The sequence below is a fragment of the Anaeromyxobacter dehalogenans 2CP-C genome (genome assembly GCF_000013385.1).
GTDB classification, from domain to species: domain Bacteria; phylum Myxococcota; class Myxococcia; order Myxococcales; family Anaeromyxobacteraceae; genus Anaeromyxobacter; species Anaeromyxobacter dehalogenans_B.
Genome location: NC_007760.1, coordinates 342,213 through 357,013 on the forward strand (window position 1 = coordinate 342,213; position 14,801 = coordinate 357,013).

Genomic DNA, 14,801 nt, shown 5'->3' on the forward strand with positions numbered 1-14,801 from the left:
CTACCCCGGCGGCGCTCGCCCGGCCCGGACCGCGAGCTCTCGCAGCCGGGTCCGCGCCGCGGCGTCGGCCGCGAGCGCGCCCAGGTCCATCGGGATCCGGAACGTCCAGTTCTCGCCCGTGACCGTGCCGGGCACGTTCACCCGGTCGCGCATCCCGAGCGCGTCCTGGAACGGCACCAGCGCGAGGTCGGAGGCGGCGCCGTACACGAGCGCCAGCAGCGCGTCGCGCACGCCGTCGTCCCAGCGCTCCGGGGCGCGGCCGCGGAGCGGCTCCAGCTCCGGCAGCGCGAGGAGCTGGCCGCGCTCCTCCCGCGAGAGCGCCTCGTACCAGTCCGCCACCGACTCGCTGTCGTGCGTGCCGGTGGTCGCGACCGACACCGGCGGCCAGCGCGCCGGATCGCGGAACGCGTTCCCGCCGGCCTCCCAGTTCTTCTCCCAGCGCTGCACCCGGTAGCCGGGGATGCGCAGCCGCTCCAGCGAGGCGCGCACGAAGTCGGGGACGACGCCCAGGTCCTCCGCCACCACCCGCGCGCCCTCGGAGAAGATCCCGAGCACGCGCTCGCCGTTCGCGATCTGCGCGCCCTCCTCGGACGGCACGAACGCCGGCGGGCCGCCGTCGTTGGGGAAGTAGTACGTCCGGTACAGGCCCACCACGTGGTCCACGCGGTAGAGGTCGAACAGGTCGGCCATGCGGCGCGCGCGCGCGGTGAGCCACGGGTAGCCCTCCCGCGCCATCACGTCCCAGCGGTAGACCGGCAGCCCCCAGTCCTGCCCGGTGGCGCTGAACGCGTCCGGCGGCACGCCCACGCGCGCGTCGAGCCGGAAGTCGCCGCGGCGGGCCCACACGTCGGCCGAGTCCGGCGCGACCATGAACGGGAGATCGCCGCCCAGCTCCACGCCGGCGCCGTTCGCGGCGGCGCGGGCGCGGCGCCACTGCTCCTCCGCCTGCCACTGCACCCACGCCTGGAACAGGATCTCCCGCGCGTGCCGGGCCCGGGCGGTGGCGAGCGCGGCGGGGTCGCGGTCGCGCAGCGGCGCCGGCCACTCGGTCCAGGCGCGGCCGCCCGCCTCGTCGTGCAGCGCCACGAACAGCGCGTAGTCGTCGAGCCAGCCCGCCTCCTGGCGCGCGAACGCCTCCAGCGCGCGGGCGCGGTCGGTGCGCCGGCTCCACTCGTCGCGCTCGAAGCGCGCGAACGCGATCTCGAGGGCGCGCCGCTTCAGCCGTCGCACCTCGTCCCACCGCACCGCCGGGGCGGCCCGCACCGCGGCGAGCAGGGCGCGCTCGTCGGGCGAGAGCGCGTCGAGGCCGCCCGCGGCCTGGAAGTCGGGGAGCGCCGAGGGCGCGAGGTACACCGGGTCGAGCGCGAACGCCGAGAGCGCGCCGTACGGGCTGTTCTGCCCCCGCGAGGCCTCGTTCACCGGCAGGAGCAGCGCCAGCGAGAAGCCCGCGTCGGCGCACCAGCGCGCGAAGGGGACGAGGTCGGGGATCTCGCCCACGCCCCAGTCTGCCTGGGAGCGGAGCGAGAAGAGGGGGAGGAGGACGCCTGCCTGGCGGGACATGGGTGGAGTAGTGTGGCGGTTCCCCCGCCCTCACAAGTTTTCGACGCGCGGGGGCCAAGGGGCAGCGGATATCATCGCAGCGCCCAACCGGCACCGCCCAACCGGCACCTTTCTCCCGGGGCACCCGTGTCCAGCCGCGGCCGCTTCGCTCCTTCCCCCACCGGACCCCTGCACCTCGGCAACGCGCGCACCGCGCTCCTGTCGTGGCTGGCGGCGCGCACCGCCGGGTCGGCCTACGTCATGCGGGTGGAGGACCTGGACGGCCCGCGCGTGCGGCCCGGCCTGGAGGCCCGGATCCTGGAGGAGCTGCGCTGGCTCGGGCTGGACTGGGACGAGGGCCCGGACGTGGGGGGGCCGCTCGGCCCGTACCGCCAGTCGGAGCGGCTGCCGCGCTACGCCGCCGCGCTGGAGCGGCTCCGCGCCGCAGGGCTCGCCTACCCGTGCTTCTGCTCGCGCGCCGAGATCGCGGCGGCCTCGCAGGCGCCGCACGGCGCCTCGGACGAGGGGCCGCGCTACCCCGGCACCTGCCGCGAGCTCTCCCCCGCAGAGGTGGCCCGGCGCTCGGCGAGCCGCCGGCCGGCCTGGCGCCTGCGCGTGGAGCCGGGGCCGGTCGCGTTCGAGGACGGGGTGCACGGCCCGGTGGCGCACGACGTCGCGGCCGAGGTGGGCGACTTCGTGGTGGCGCGGGCCGACGGCGTGCCGGCCTACCAGCTCGCGGTGGTGGTGGACGACGCGGCCATGCAGGTGGGGGAGGTGGTCCGCGGCGACGACCTCCTGCCGTCCACGGCGCGCCAGCTCCTCCTCTACCGGGCGCTCGACCTCGCGCCCCCGCGGTTCGCGCACGTGCCGCTCGTGGTCGGCCCCGACGGCGCGCGGCTCGCGAAGCGGCACGGCGCGCTCTCGCTGGGCGAGCTCCGGTCGCGCGGCGCGGACCCGCGCGCGGTGGTCGCGCTGCTGGCCGGGCTCTCGGGCCTGGCGGCCGGCCACCCGCACGATGCGTGCACCCCGCGGGAGCTGATCGGCCGCTTCTCGCTGGCGCGGCTCCCGCGCGCACCCGCGGTCCTCTCCCCGGAACGGATCGCGGCGCTCCTCCCGTGATCGCGTACACTGCGCGCGTGCGCCTGCTCCGCTCGCCCACCGACCCGCGCTGGACCGCCGTCGCGCTCGCCGAGCTGGACCGCACGCTGCAGGACCACGCGCATTGCGAGAAGAAGGCGGCGGCGAGCGCGCTGAAGCTGGTGGCCGATCACCCCGAGCGCGCCGCGATGGTGCGGGCGCTCGCGAAGCTCGCGCAGGAGGAGCTGCAGCACTTCCTGGCGGTGCTGGCCGAGCTGGGCCGGCGGGGCACGGCGCTGCCGCCCGACGAGGGCGATCCGTACGCGCAGGCGCTCCTGCGCCACGTGCGCGGCGGCCCGCGGCCCGAGGACCGGCTGGTCGATCGGCTGCTGGTGGGCGCGCTCATCGAGGCGCGGAGCTGCGAACGCCTGTCGCTGCTCGCCGGCGCGCTTCCGGACCCGCGGCTGCGGGAGCTGTACGCGCGGCTGGCGCAGTCGGAGGCCGGCCACGAGCGGCTGTTCGTGGACCTGGCGCGCGAGGTGGACCCCGCCGCCGACGCGCGGCTCGAGGCGCTCGCCGCGGAGGAGGCGCGGGTGGTGGCGGCCCTGCCGCTCCTGCCCCGCATCCACTGATGGCGCCCGACGCGGCAGCGCCGGCCGCGGTCCCTGGCCCTGGCCCCGGCCCCGGTGACGCGCCGCGCCGCGGGCGCAGGGCGCCATGGGGCGGGGCCGCGGCGGCCGCCGCGGTGCTCGTGGTCGGCGGCGCGCTGCTGCAGCAGCACGAGATCGCCGAGGAGCGGGGGCGCCGGCGCGCGGTGCTCGAGCGCGCGGACCTCGCGGCCCGCGCCATAGAGGACGACCTCTCGCGCAGCCTCGCCGCGGCGCACGCGCTCGCCGCGCTGGTGCGCCACGCCGACATCGACCGCTTCGAGGAGGTCGCCGACGACCTGCTCGCCCACTACGGCGGCATCAGCAGCCTCCAGCTCGCGCCGGGCGGCGTGCTCACCCGCATCCACCCGCTCGCCGGCAACGAGGCGGCGCTGGGCCTGGACCTGCTCGCGGATCCCGGGCACCGCGCCTCGGCCGAGCGCACGATCCAGTCGCGCGAGCTCACCGCGGAGGGACCGTTCGAGCTGCGCCAGGGCGGGCAGGGCGTCGTGGGCCGGATCGCGGTGTTCCGCCCGGCGCCGGGCGGCGGCGAGGCGTTCTGGGGCTTCGTGGCCGTGGCGGTGCGGCTGCCCGAGGTGGTGAGCCGGACGCGCGTGGCGGCGCTGTCGGCGGCCGGGCTGGACTGGGCGCTCCGGCGCGACGGCGCGGCCCAGCCGTTCGCGTCCTCGGGCGGCGCGCTCCCGCGCCTCGCGGTCGCGGTCAAGGTCCGGCTGCCGGGCGAGGCGTGGGAGCTGGACGTGGCGCCGCGGGAGGGCTGGGTGCGCTGGGGCGGGCTGGTCATGCCGGCGGCGCTGCTCGTGCTGGTGGCGGCGGCGATCGGGCTGCTCGCGCAGCGGCTCCTGCGGCTGCCCGAGGAGCTCCGGCGCGCGGTGGACGAGCGGACCGCGGCGCTCGCGCTCGCGAACCGGCGGCTCGCCGCCGAGCTGGTGGAGCGGCAGCGCGCCGAGGAGGCGCGGCAGGCGGCGGAGGCGCAGGCGCGGCACGGGCAGAAGATGGAGGCGGTGGGGCTGCTCGCCGGCGGGATCGCGCACGACTTCAACAACCTGCTCACCGGGATCCTCGGCTACGCCGAGCTGCTCGGCGAGCCCGGCACCGCCGCGGACGAGGCGGCCGCCGGGATCCGCCAGGCCGCGCGCCGGGGCGCCGCGCTCACCCGGCAGCTGCTCGGGTTCGCGCGCCGGGGCAAGTACCAGCAGGTGCCGGTGGACCTGCACGCGCTGGTGCGCGAGGTGTCCGAGCTGCTCGAGCGCACGCTCGACAAGCGCATCGCCATCCGGCACCAGCTCGCCGCCGGGACCGCGGTGGTGCGCGGCGACCCCGACCAGCTCCAGCAGGTCGTGCTCAACCTGGCCGTGAACGCGCGCGACGCCATGCCGTCCGGCGGCACGTTGACGTTCGAGACCGCCGAGGTGGAGCTCGACGCCGAGGGCACGCGCGCGCGCCCCGGCCTCGCGCCCGGCCGGCACGTGGCGATCACGGTGGCGGACACCGGCGTCGGCATCCCCGCGGCGGTGCGCGAGCGCGTCTTCGACCCGTTCTTCACCACCAAGCCGGCCGGGCAGGGCACGGGGATGGGCCTCGCCATGGTCTACGGCATCGTCCAGAACCACGGCGGCTGGGTCGGGTTCGAGAGCGAGGAGGGGAGGGGGGCGCGGTTCACCGTGCTCCTGCCCGAGGCGCCGGCGGCCGAGCGCGACGAGGGCGTGCCGGCGGGCGCGCCGGAGCACGGCGCCGGGCGCGTCCTGGTGGCGGACGACGAGCGCGGCGTGCGGGAGACCACCGCGCGGCTGCTGCGCCGGCTCGGCTACGACGCGCTCCCCGCCGCCTCGCTGGCGGAGGCGCTCGAGGTCCAGGGGCGCGGCGCGCTGGACCTCGCGCTGGTGGACCTGGCCATGCCGGCCGGCGACGGCCCCGAGACGCTGCGGGCCCTGCGCCGCGCCCAGCCCGAGCTCCCCGCCGTGCTGATGACCGGGTACGGGCTCGACGCGCGCGTGCGCGACGCGCTCCAGGGCGGGTTCCGCGGGATCCTGCACAAGCCCTTCAGCGTCGAGGAGCTCGCCGCCGAGGTGGCGCGCGCCGTCCGCCGCCGCGGCGCCTGACGCGGGCCCCCCGGCGGGCATCCGTGCCCGCACGCGGTGCCCTCGCTCGGGCCTTCTCCTTCCCGACCCAGAGTCGTTTCCCCCGACCCAGAGTCGTTTCCCCCGAACCCAGAGTCGTTGGCGGTGAGCCCCGAACCGGGCGTCACCGGCAGGCACCCGGGGGTGGCGCCCGCCGCGCGCCCCGCCGTCCGAAGCGCGGCCGCTCATTTGCGGGGACTCCTGCGCAAGCGGACGCGAAACGAACGTTCCGCGCCCTCCCCGCGCCCCGTCCCGAAAATTACTCTGGGTCGGGGATGGGGGTGCCGTCGGGGTCCACCGCCGCCGGCCGCGGGAACCCGGCCTTCTCGAGCTGGGGGACGACGGTCTTCCGGTCGCCGACCAGCACGACCGTGAACCCGCCGAAGGCGTACGGGCCGGCCTTCGCCTCGGCGGCGGCGCGGGCGGGCTCGACCGCGGTGAGCGCCTCCGCCTCGCGCCGGAGCGCGTCGGGGGGGCGGCCTTCCAGGACGGCCGCGGCGAGCGCCTCGGCGAGCCCGGCGGTGGTCTGGATCTCCTCCACCGTCCGGTGCCGCGCCGTCTCGCGCGCTTTCGCGGTCTCGGCCGCGTCCACGCCCGCGGCGGCGAGCCCGTCGAGCTCCCGCCGCAGCTCCACCAGCGCCGCGCCCGTCACCTCGGTCTGCACCGCCGCGCCGGCGGTGAACAGCCCCTGCCCGCCCTCGGTCGCGAACGCGCTCCGCGCGCCGTAGGTGTAGCCGTGCTTCTCGCGCAGGTTCTGGTTGAGGCGCGAGGTGAAGCTCCCGCCCAGCACCACGTTCACGAGCTCGCGGAGCGCGCGCGCCGGCTCGGGCGCGGGAGCGACCGGTCGCGCCAGCAGGATGCGGGTCTGCGGGGCGCCGGGCCGGTCCACCAGCAGGATGCGCCCGCCCTGGGCCGCGGTCAGCGCGGCCGGGCTCGCCGCGGGCGCGGGACCGGCGCCGCGCCAGGCGCCGAGCCGCGGCGCGAGCAGCCGCCGGAGCGCCGCCGGATCGACGTCGCCCGCGACCACCAGCGTCGCGCCGCGCGGGTCGAGCAGCCGCGGCGCGAGGCGTCGCACGTCGTCGAGCGTGACGGTGCGCACCGTGGCGGCCCAGCCGTCCACCGGGCGGCCCCGCGGATCGCCCCGGCCGAAGATCGCGGCCGCGGCCACCACCGGAGCCACCTTGCGCGGATCGTCGGGCCGGGCCTCCACGCGCGCCAGCGCCAGCGCGGCCTCGCGCTCGAAGTCGGCGCGCGCCAGGTTCGGGCGCAGCACCGCGTCCGCGAAGAGATCGAGCGCCGGGGCGAGGTGCGCGGAGAGCCCGCTCACCGACACCTGCAAGGACGCGGGCCGCGCCTCGGCCTCGACGCTCGCGCCGAGCGCGCGGATCGCGTCGGCGTACTCCGCGGCGCTGCGCCCGCCGGCGCCCGAGGTGAGCAGCTCGGCGAGGATGGGCGCGAGGCCGGCCTTCTCGGCCGGGACCGCCGCGGCCCCGCCGGGCAGGAGCAGGTGCGCGGCGAACAGCCCGGTGCCCGGGCGCGGGGCGACCCGCACCTCGAGGCCGTTCGCGAGCCGGAACACCTCCGGCGCGGGCGGGTCGAACGGGCGCGTGGCCAGCGGCGGCGGCGGCGCGTCGGGGATCTCCGCCTTCGCGGCGCCGGCGCCGGCGCGGGCGGGGAGGACGCGCAGATCGAGCCGGCCCTCGCCGAGCCCGCGGGCGGCCTCGCGCAGCCCGCCGGCGGTGGCGGAGGTGACGCGGGCGAGGTCGCGGGCGAAGCCGTCCGGCTCGCCGTAGTAGGCGAGGTACTCGTTCAGCTTGTCGGCACGGTGGACGAGGTGCTCGCGCTCCTCGCGCCGCCGCCGCTCCGCCTGCGCGCGCACGCGGGCCAGCTCGCGCGCCTCGGGCCCCTTCGCCTGGAGCTCCGCGACCACCGCGAGCGCCTCGCGCTTCACCCGCTCCAGGTCGGCGCCGGGCGTGGCGGTCACCTCGACGCGGAAGAGCGAGCCGAGCCGCCCGGGGTCGAGGTAGGCGGTGACCGACTCGGCGAGCCGCAGCTCCTGCACCAGCCGACGGTCGAGGCGCGACGACGGCCCCTCCGCCAGGACGTCGGCGAGGAGCTCCAGCTCCGCCGAGCCGTCGGCGTAGGCGGCCGGCGCGTGCCACACCAGGATGAGCTTCGGCAGCTCCACCCGGTCGGACAGGATCCGGCGGACCTCGCGCTCGAGCCGCACCGGCGCGGCGCGCGCGGGCGCGGGCGGCGCGCGCAGCGGCACCGCGCCGAACATCCTCTCGACGAGCGGCCGCACCTCGTCGGGCCTGAAGTCGCCCGCCACCACCAGCGTCGCGTTCGCCGGCACGTACCAGGTCCGGAAGAAGCCCTTCACGTCCTCGAGCGTGGCCGCCTCGAGGTCGGCGTGGCTGCCGATCACCGGGTGGTGGTACGGGTGGCCCTGCGGGTACATGACCTCCGGGATCACCAGCTCGGCCGCGCCGTACGGCGTGTTCTCGTAGCTCTGCCGCCGCTCGTTGCGCACCACCCCGCGCTGCAGGTCGAGCTTCTCCTGCGTCATGGCGTCGGCGAGCGCCTGGAGCCGGTCCGCGTCCAGCCAGAGCAGCGTGGGGAGGAGCTGCGACGGCCCCACGCTGAAGTAGTTGGTGCGGTCCGACGAGGTGGAGGCGTTGTTGGAGCCTCCCCCCGACTCCATGATCACGTCGAAGCGGTTCCCGGGGACGCGGTTCGTCCCCATGAACATGAGGTGCTCGAACAGGTGCGCGAACCCGGTGCGCCCGGGCGCCTCGTCCTTCGAGCCCACCTGGAACCAGGTGTCCACCGCCACCTGCGGCAACCGGTGGTCGGGCGCGAGCACCACCGTCAGCCCGTTCGGCAGCGAGAACGTGGTGAGCTCGAGCGGCGGCGCGGCCGGGCCGGCGGCGAGGGCGAGGGCGGCGAGCGTGGCGAGCGGCGCGAGCATGCGGGTTCCTCCGGAGCGGGCAGGAAAGCACGCCTGCGGCACGGCGTCACGCAGCGCGAACGGCCGCGCCGCGGTGGTAGAACGGGGCCGTGCGCCAGAAGCTCGCGCTGCTCGCCGCGCTGGCGGTGGGGGTGATCCTCCTCGCCGCGGCGGCGCTGTTCGCGCTCGCCCGGAGCCTCGCGCCATGAGGGCGGTCCGCCTCCAGGACCTGACGCGCGTCGGCCTCTGGATCGCGCTCTACGTGCTCCTCGCGCTGTACCCGCTGCTCTGGCTCGCCGCGGTGCCCGCGCCCGGCGGCGGCGACTTCCGGCAGGAGCTCGCCGCGGCGCTCGGGTTCCTGGGCCTGTCGATCATGGCGATGCAGTTCCTGCTCACCGCGCGCTTCCAGTGGCTCGCGCCGCCGTTCGGTACCGACGTCGTCTACGCGTTCCACCGCCACGTCACCGCGGTCGCCCTCGTCTTCGTGGCCGCCCACCCGCTGGTGCTGCTCGGCCCGGAGCTGGGCGTGGGTGGCATGGCGGCGTGGCTCCTCCCCTGGCGCGCCCCGGGCGCGGTCGGCGCCGGGGTCTGGTCGCTGTACGCGCTGGTCGTGCTCGCGGTGACGTCCTACGGCAGGCGGCGCCTGCGCCTGCCGTACGAGGCCTGGCGCGTGCTGCACGGCGTCGCCGCGACGGCGGCGGTGCTGCTCGGCCTGTGGCACGCGGCCGCGGCGCGGCGGCTCCTCGCCGGCCCGGTGACGCGGGTGATGTGGATCGCCTGGACGCTGGCCTGGGTGGCGCTGCTCCTCCGCGTGCGCGTGGCGAAGCCGCTCGCGCTGCGCGCCCGCCCGTACCGGGTCAGCGAGGTCCGGCCCGAGCGCGGCGACGCGGTGACGCTGGTGCTCGACCCCGACGGTCACGAGGGCTTCCGCTTCCGCGCCGGCCAGTTCGCCTGGCTCGCGCTGGGCGCGTCGCCGTTCGCGGCGCGCGAGCACCCGTTCTCCATCTCCGGCAGCTCGCAGCGCGCCCCGCGCGTCGAGCTGACCGTGAAGGCGCTCGGCGACTTCACCCGGCGCGTCCAGGCGACGCGGCCCGGCGCGCGCGCCTGGGTGGACGGGCCCTACGGGACCATGAGCGTGGACGCGTTCCCGGACGCGGACGGGTACCTGTTCGTCGCGGGCGGCATCGGCATCGCGCCCTGCCTGTCGATGCTGCGCACGCTCGCGGACCGCGGCGATCGCCGCCCGCACCAGCTCGTGTTCGGCACCGGCCGCTGGGAGCGGACCCCGTTCCGCGAGGCGCTGGCCGAGCTCGCGACGCGGCTCGACCTCACCGTGGTGCACGTGCTCGAGCACCCGCCGGACGGCTGGACCGGAGAGGTGGGCGTGGTGGGCGAGGACGTGCTGCGCCGCCACCTGCCGCGCGGGCACCGCGGCTGCTTCGTGTGCGGGCCGCCGGCCATGATGGACGCGGTGGAGAAGGCGCTGGTCCGGCTCGGCGTCCCGCTCCGCGACGTCCACTCCGAGCGCTTCGATCTCGTGTGACGCAGGGAGACGAAGGGCCCGCCGTCCGCGGCGGAGTGGACGGCGGGCCCGCGGCCAGGCGATCCGCCCGGCGACGCCGACTACTCGACCACCAGGTTGCCGGCGATCATGTCCATGCCGCACGCGAACCGGTACGTGCCGGGCTGCTTCGGCTTCACCGTCACCGTCACCGCCTGGTCGAGCGGCAGCGGCTGGTTCACGCCGAAGTCCTTCATCACGATCTCGGTGGCGCACGTGCGCTGCACCTTGCGCGTCACCACGAGCTTCACCGTCTCGCCGGCCTTCGCCTTCACCTCGGCGGGCGTGAAGCCGTCGGACGTCACCGTGACCGGGATGGTCCGGACGCCCTTCTTCACCGTGCCCGCGGCGGCGGTCGCGGCGGCCGGCACCGCCTTCGCGCCGTGCTCGGCGTGCGCCTTGTGGGCCGGGCAGTTCTCGCACCCGCCCTCCTCGCCCGCGGAGGCGAGCGCGGGGGCGGCGAGGGCGAGCAGGGCGGCGGGGGCGAGCTTCCACAGGTTCATGCGTGTCTCCTGACAGGGTTCGGCCGATCACCACAGCATGGGGCGTGCCGGCCCGCGAAGGCGGCGAAGTGCCCGGGATCCGCCGTCTGCGGCCGGGCGCGAGGTGCCGCCGTCCGCTACACTGTGACCGGGGCGGTCACGGCTGCGGTGGCCGCCGTCGCCCGCGGCGCCCGGAAGGCTGCGCAGCAACCGCCGGTTCGGATCCTGCAGGGCGAGAGACCTCCGCGATGATGCACGCCACCGGTACCGCCAAGCGGCTCGCCCTCGGGCTCGGGGCGCTCGTCCTCCTGCTCGCCATCGCGTCCGCCGCGGCGATCATCGGCTCCGCCCGCATCCACCGCGGCATCGCCGAGACCATGCGGCGCGAGGAGGGGGTGCGCCTCTCCCTCGAGCTCGCGAGCGCCGTGCGCGACCAGTACGCCCACCAGGCCCACACCATCATCATCGGCGACGCCAGCCACCTCGGCTTCTACGCCGACGCGCGCGACACCGTGCTGCGCCTCACCCGCGCGCTCCGCGAGGCCGCCGACCGCCCCGAGGAGCGCTCGCTCGTGGACCGGATCGAGTCCGAGAGCGGGCGGCTCGACCGCATCTTCCGCGACTCGATCGTGCCCGCGGTGCTCCGCGGCGAGCGCCAGAGCGTGCAGGAGGAGCACGGGCGGGCGCAGCTCGTGGTGACGCACATCCAGGACCTCACGCAGGAGCTGGTCTCGCGGTTCGAGGCGCAGATCGCCCAGGCGCGCGCCGGGGCCGACCAGGCGGAGCGGCGCACGCTGGCGGTGCTGGTGGCGATCCTGGTGGCGGCCCCGCTGGTGGCCGCGGCGGTGAGCCTCGCCATCGGGCGGTCCATCGCGGTGCCGGTCGCCCAGCTCCAGGCGGGCGCGGCCCGGATCGCGGAGGGCGACCTCGAGACGCGCATCGAGGTGCGCGGCGCGCCGGAGCTGGTCTCGCTGGCGCGGCGCTGGAACGAGATGACCGCGGCGCTGCGCGATCACCAGGAGCAGCTCGTCCGCTCCGAGAAGCTGGCCGGCATCGGCCGGCTGGCCGCCGGCGTGGCCCACGAGATCAACAACCCGCTCGGCGTGATCCTCGGGTACGCGAAGCTCCTGCGGAAGAAGGCGGACGGCACGCTCGCCGAGGACCTGGCGGTGGTGGAGGAGGAGGCGCTCCGCGCCAAGCACATCGTGGACGGGCTGCTCGACCTCTCCCGGCCGCTCCCGCCGCCCTCGGAGCAGGTGGACCTGCGCGCGCTCGCGGAGGACGTGGTGGCGCGGCTGCGCGAGGCGCGGCTCCTGGACGGCGTGTCGGCCGAGGTGGAGGGGGCGGCGACCGCGCCCGGCCACGCCGAGAAGCTGCGGCAGGTGCTCGTGAACCTGGTGCGGAACGCCGGCGAGGCCGCCGGGCCGGGTGGGCGCGTGGCGGTGCGGCTCCGCGAGCGCGAGGGCGTGGCCGAGCTGACCGTGCAGGACTCCGGCCCCGGCATCCCCGCGGCGGCCCGCGGGAAGATGTTCGAGCCGTTCTTCACCACCAAGCCGGGCGGCACGGGGCTGGGGCTCGCGGTCTCGCGCGCCATCGCGCGCGCCCACGGCGGCGAGCTGGCGGTGGCGGCCGCCGCGGAGGGCGGCGCCTGCTTCGCGCTCACGCTGCCCGGGGCGGTCCGGCGGCGAGCCGCGGGAGGAGCGAAGCCATGACGGGCGGGCCGGTGCGCGTGCTGGTGGCGGACGACAAGGAGAACATGCGCAAGCTGCTCGCGAAGATCCTCGCGGACGGCTACGCGGTGGAGGAGGCGGAGGACGGCGCCCGCGCGCTGTCGCTCGTCGCCACCCGCGCGTACGACGTGGTGGTCACCGACATCCGCATGCCGGGCGCGGACGGCTTCGAGCTGCTCGGCGCGGTGAAGGCGCGCGCGCCCGACACCGAGGTGGTGATGATGACCGGCTACGCCACCATCCCGGACGCGGTGCGGGCCATGCGCATGGGCGCGTTCGACTACCTCGAGAAGCCGTTCGACCCCGACGCGGCGCTGGCGGTGGTGGCGCGCGCGGCCGAGCAGAAGCGCATCGCCGACGCGGCCCGGCGCGACGGCGACGGCGCCGGCGAGCCGTCGTCCTTTCACAACCTGGTGGGCCGCAGCGCGCGCATGCGCGCCGTGTACGGGCTCCTCGACAAGGCGGCCGGGCTCGACATCACCGTGCTCTTGCTGGGCGAGACCGGGACCGGGAAGGAGCTGGCGGCCCGCGCCATCCACTACCACTCGGCCCGCCGCGAGCGGCGCTTCGTGCCGGTGAACTGCGGGGCGCTGCCGGCCGACCTGGTGGAGAGCGAGCTGTTCGGGCACGCGCGCGGCGCGTTCACCGGCGCCGCCGCGGCGAAGGCCGGCCTGTTCGAGGAGGCGCAGGGCGGGTCGCTGTTCCTCGACGAGGTCGGCGAGCTGCCGCTCCCGGCGCAGGTGAAGCTGAACCGGGCGCTGCAGGAGCGGGAGATCCGCCGGGTGGGCGACACGCAGCCGCTCAAGGTGGACGTGCGCGTCATCGCCGCCACGCACCGCGATCTCCGCGAGGAGGTGCGGGCCGGCCGCTTCCGCGAGGACCTGTTCTACCGGCTGCACGTGTTCCCGGTGACGCTCCCGCCGCTCCGCGAGCGGGCCGAGGACGTGCCGCTCCTCGCGCAGCACTTCCTCGCCAAGCACGCGCGGGCGCTGCGGCGCGAGCTGGCCGGCGGGTTCGAGCCGGAGGCGCTGCGGCGGCTGGCGGGCTACCCGTGGCCGGGAAACGTGCGCGAGCTCGAGAACGCGGTCGAGCGGGCCGTGGCGGTGTCCTCGGGCGACCGCGTCCGGGTGGCCGACCTCCCGGCCGAGGTGGCCGGCGCGGCGCCGGCCGGGCCGGAGCCGGCGGACCTCGCGAAGCTCCCGTACAAGGAGGCGGTCGCCGAGGCGCGCGACCGCACCTCGCGCGAGTACCTGGTGGCGCTGCTGGCCGAGTTCGGCGGGAACGTGACCCGCGCCGCCGAGCGCGCCGGCATGGAGCGCGAGAGCCTCCACCGGCTGCTGCGCCGGTACGGGCTCCGCTCCGACGACTTCAAGTAGCGAGTCCTCCGGGCGCACCGCGCGGCCGTGCCGGTGGACGGCGGGGCCGCGGCGCGGCATACCGGGGGCGGAGGTGGCGATGGAGATCCTGCTCTACGCGCTCGGCGCCGCCGCGCTCGTCGCCGGCGTGGCCGGCGTGGTCCTGCCGGTGCTGCCGGGGTCGCTGCTGCTCGTGGCGGGCGCCGTGCTGGTGGCCTGGGCCGGGGACTTCCAGCGCGTGGGCTGGGGCACCGTGGCGGTCGCGGCGGTGCTCTCGGTCGCGATCTGGGCCGTGGACTGGCTCGCGAGCGTGCTCGGCGCGAAGGCGTTCGGCGCGTCGGGCTGGGCGGTGGCCGGCGCGGGCGTGGGGCTGCTGGTGGGCTTCTTCCTCGGGCTGCCCGGGATCGTGCTCGGGCCCGCCGTGGGCGCGATCGCGTTCGAGTACGCGCGGAACCCCGACGTGAAGCGGGCGCTGAAGGCGGGCGCGGGCGCGTTCCTCGGCTTCGTGCTGGGGAGCGCCGTCAAGGTGGCGCTCGCGTTCGCCGTGGTCGGCGCCGTGGCGCTCGCGCTCATCTGGTAGCCGCGCGCTCCCGGCGCATCACGGCGCGGGCGCGGGGAACCGCCGGGCCGGGGGCGCGTCCGCGGTGTGCGCGCACGCCGGGCCTGCCGCGGCCGAGGCGTTGCCGGCGGCGTCGCGGGCGCGCACGGACCAGCAGTGCTCCCGCCCCGGCGCGAGCCCCGCCTCCAACGCGTGCGTCACGCCGGCGCTCGCGCGCGCCACCACCGCGCCGTCGCGCAGGAGCTCGTAGCCCGCCACCGCGACGTCGTCGTGCGACGGCGACCAGGAGATCACCGCGCTCTCGGTTCCCTGGGCGCTCGCTGCCGGCGCGCCGGGGGCGGTGGGCGCGACCAGGTCGGGCGTCCGCACGCACGCCGCCGGCGTGGCCGGCGAGCGGTTCCCGGCGGCGTCCACCGCGCGCACCGCGTAGCAGTAGGCGCGGGCGGGGCCCACCCCGCGATCGTCGAGCGGCGGCGCGTCGGCGGGGAGCACGCGATCTCCGACGAGGACCTCGTAGGCGGCCGCGCCAGCCGCGGGCTGCCAGCGCAGCACCACGTGACGGTCGGTGACCGCGCGGGCGTCGAGCTCGCGCGGTGGCGCCGGCGCGCGCGGCGCGGCGGCCGGCGCCACCGAGGCGGCGGATGGGCCGGGCCGCGGCGCGGCGCGCTCGCAGGCGAGCGCGGCGGCGAGCACGGACGCGAGGACGGCGACACGCGAGCCGATCATTGCCTCCCCCCAGTGCGGCGTCCCGGGCCGGGAGCGC

General features: G+C 77.3%; 11 protein-coding genes. 7 read left to right on the forward strand and 4 right to left on the reverse strand.

Annotation, left to right across the window (positions count from 1 at the left end):
• Window positions 1-1,560, reverse strand: a complete 1,560-nt coding sequence (locus ADEH_RS01515; RefSeq protein WP_011419353.1) for a 4-alpha-glucanotransferase — start codon at window positions 1,558-1,560, stop codon at window positions 1-3.
• Between the two features lie 126 nt (window positions 1,561-1,686).
• On the opposite strand from ADEH_RS01515, the gene gluQRS reads away from it, so the two are divergent.
• The 3 genes from gluQRS (at window position 1,687) to ADEH_RS01530 (ending at window position 5,383) form a co-directional block, all read left to right on the forward strand.
• Complete coding sequence (gene gluQRS, locus ADEH_RS01520) at window positions 1,687-2,658, forward strand: tRNA glutamyl-Q(34) synthetase GluQRS (protein ID WP_011419354.1); 972 nt, start codon at window positions 1,687-1,689, stop codon at window positions 2,656-2,658.
• The gene (locus tag ADEH_RS01525; RefSeq protein ID WP_011419355.1) at window positions 2,655-3,248 is read left to right on the forward strand and encodes a tRNA-(ms[2]io[6]A)-hydroxylase; all 594 of its coding nucleotides are present in this window, start codon (window positions 2,655-2,657) and stop codon (window positions 3,246-3,248) included. The genes gluQRS and ADEH_RS01525 overlap by 4 nt, the downstream gene beginning before the upstream one ends.
• A 113-nt stretch (window positions 3,249-3,361) precedes the next feature.
• Complete coding sequence (locus tag ADEH_RS01530; protein ID WP_232287404.1) at window positions 3,362-5,383, forward strand: ATP-binding protein; 2,022 nt, start codon at window positions 3,362-3,364, stop codon at window positions 5,381-5,383.
• A gap of 277 nt (window positions 5,384-5,660) precedes the next feature.
• Here ADEH_RS01530 and ADEH_RS01535 read toward each other — a convergent pair whose 3' ends face one another.
• On the reverse strand, window positions 5,661-8,372 hold the full coding sequence (locus ADEH_RS01535; protein WP_011419357.1) for a M16 family metallopeptidase: 2,712 nt from the start codon (window positions 8,370-8,372) through the stop codon (window positions 5,661-5,663).
• Between the two features lie 184 nt (window positions 8,373-8,556).
• Between ADEH_RS01535 and ADEH_RS01540 the strand changes: the two genes are divergently transcribed.
• The gene (locus ADEH_RS01540) at window positions 8,557-9,894 is read left to right on the forward strand and encodes a ferredoxin reductase family protein (protein ID WP_011419358.1); all 1,338 of its coding nucleotides are present in this window, start codon (window positions 8,557-8,559) and stop codon (window positions 9,892-9,894) included.
• Between the two features lie 80 nt (window positions 9,895-9,974).
• On the opposite strand, the gene ADEH_RS01545 is transcribed toward ADEH_RS01540, so the two are convergent.
• A complete protein-coding gene (locus ADEH_RS01545) occupies window positions 9,975-10,415 on the reverse strand; it encodes a cupredoxin domain-containing protein (RefSeq protein WP_011419359.1) in 441 nt (146 codons plus the stop codon).
• A gap of 227 nt (window positions 10,416-10,642) precedes the next feature.
• Between ADEH_RS01545 and ADEH_RS01550 the strand changes: the two genes are divergently transcribed.
• The 3 genes from ADEH_RS01550 (at window position 10,643) to ADEH_RS01560 (ending at window position 14,059) form a co-directional block, all read left to right on the forward strand.
• Entirely contained in the window at window positions 10,643-12,106 is a 1,464-nt protein-coding gene (locus tag ADEH_RS01550) for a sensor histidine kinase (protein WP_041453255.1), read from the forward strand.
• Window positions 12,103-13,500, forward strand: a complete 1,398-nt coding sequence (locus tag ADEH_RS01555) for a sigma-54-dependent transcriptional regulator (RefSeq protein WP_011419361.1) — start codon at window positions 12,103-12,105, stop codon at window positions 13,498-13,500. Before ADEH_RS01550 ends, ADEH_RS01555 begins: the two co-directional genes overlap by 4 nt.
• A 79-nt stretch (window positions 13,501-13,579) precedes the next feature.
• Complete coding sequence (locus tag ADEH_RS01560; protein WP_011419362.1) at window positions 13,580-14,059, forward strand: DUF456 domain-containing protein; 480 nt, start codon at window positions 13,580-13,582, stop codon at window positions 14,057-14,059.
• A gap of 18 nt (window positions 14,060-14,077) precedes the next feature.
• Here the strand turns inward: ADEH_RS01560 and ADEH_RS01565 are convergent, their stop codons facing one another.
• A complete protein-coding gene (locus ADEH_RS01565; RefSeq protein ID WP_041453256.1) occupies window positions 14,078-14,764 on the reverse strand; it encodes a hypothetical protein in 687 nt (228 codons plus the stop codon).
• Window positions 14,765-14,801 lie beyond the last annotated feature (37 nt).

What these genes read in the sequence shown, in the direction of transcription:
- ADEH_RS01515 (WP_011419353.1), bottom strand. Translation starts at nt 1,560, where the DNA reads ATGTCCCGCCAGGCAGGCGTCCTCCTCCCCCTCTTCTCGCTCCGCTCC.
- ADEH_RS01535 (WP_011419357.1), bottom strand. Translation starts at nt 8,372, where the DNA reads ATGCTCGCGCCGCTCGCCACGCTCGCCGCCCTCGCCCTCGCCGCCGGC.
- ADEH_RS01540 (WP_011419358.1), top strand. Translation starts at nt 8,557, where the DNA reads ATGAGGGCGGTCCGCCTCCAGGACCTGACGCGCGTCGGCCTCTGGATC.
- ADEH_RS01545 (WP_011419359.1), bottom strand. Translation starts at nt 10,415, where the DNA reads ATGAACCTGTGGAAGCTCGCCCCCGCCGCCCTGCTCGCCCTCGCCGCC.
- ADEH_RS01550 (WP_041453255.1), top strand. Translation starts at nt 10,643, where the DNA reads ATGATGCACGCCACCGGTACCGCCAAGCGGCTCGCCCTCGGGCTCGGG.
- ADEH_RS01555 (WP_011419361.1), top strand. Translation starts at nt 12,103, where the DNA reads ATGACGGGCGGGCCGGTGCGCGTGCTGGTGGCGGACGACAAGGAGAAC.
- ADEH_RS01560 (WP_011419362.1), top strand. Translation starts at nt 13,580, where the DNA reads ATGGAGATCCTGCTCTACGCGCTCGGCGCCGCCGCGCTCGTCGCCGGC.
- ADEH_RS01565 (WP_041453256.1), bottom strand. Translation starts at nt 14,764, where the DNA reads ATGATCGGCTCGCGTGTCGCCGTCCTCGCGTCCGTGCTCGCCGCCGCG.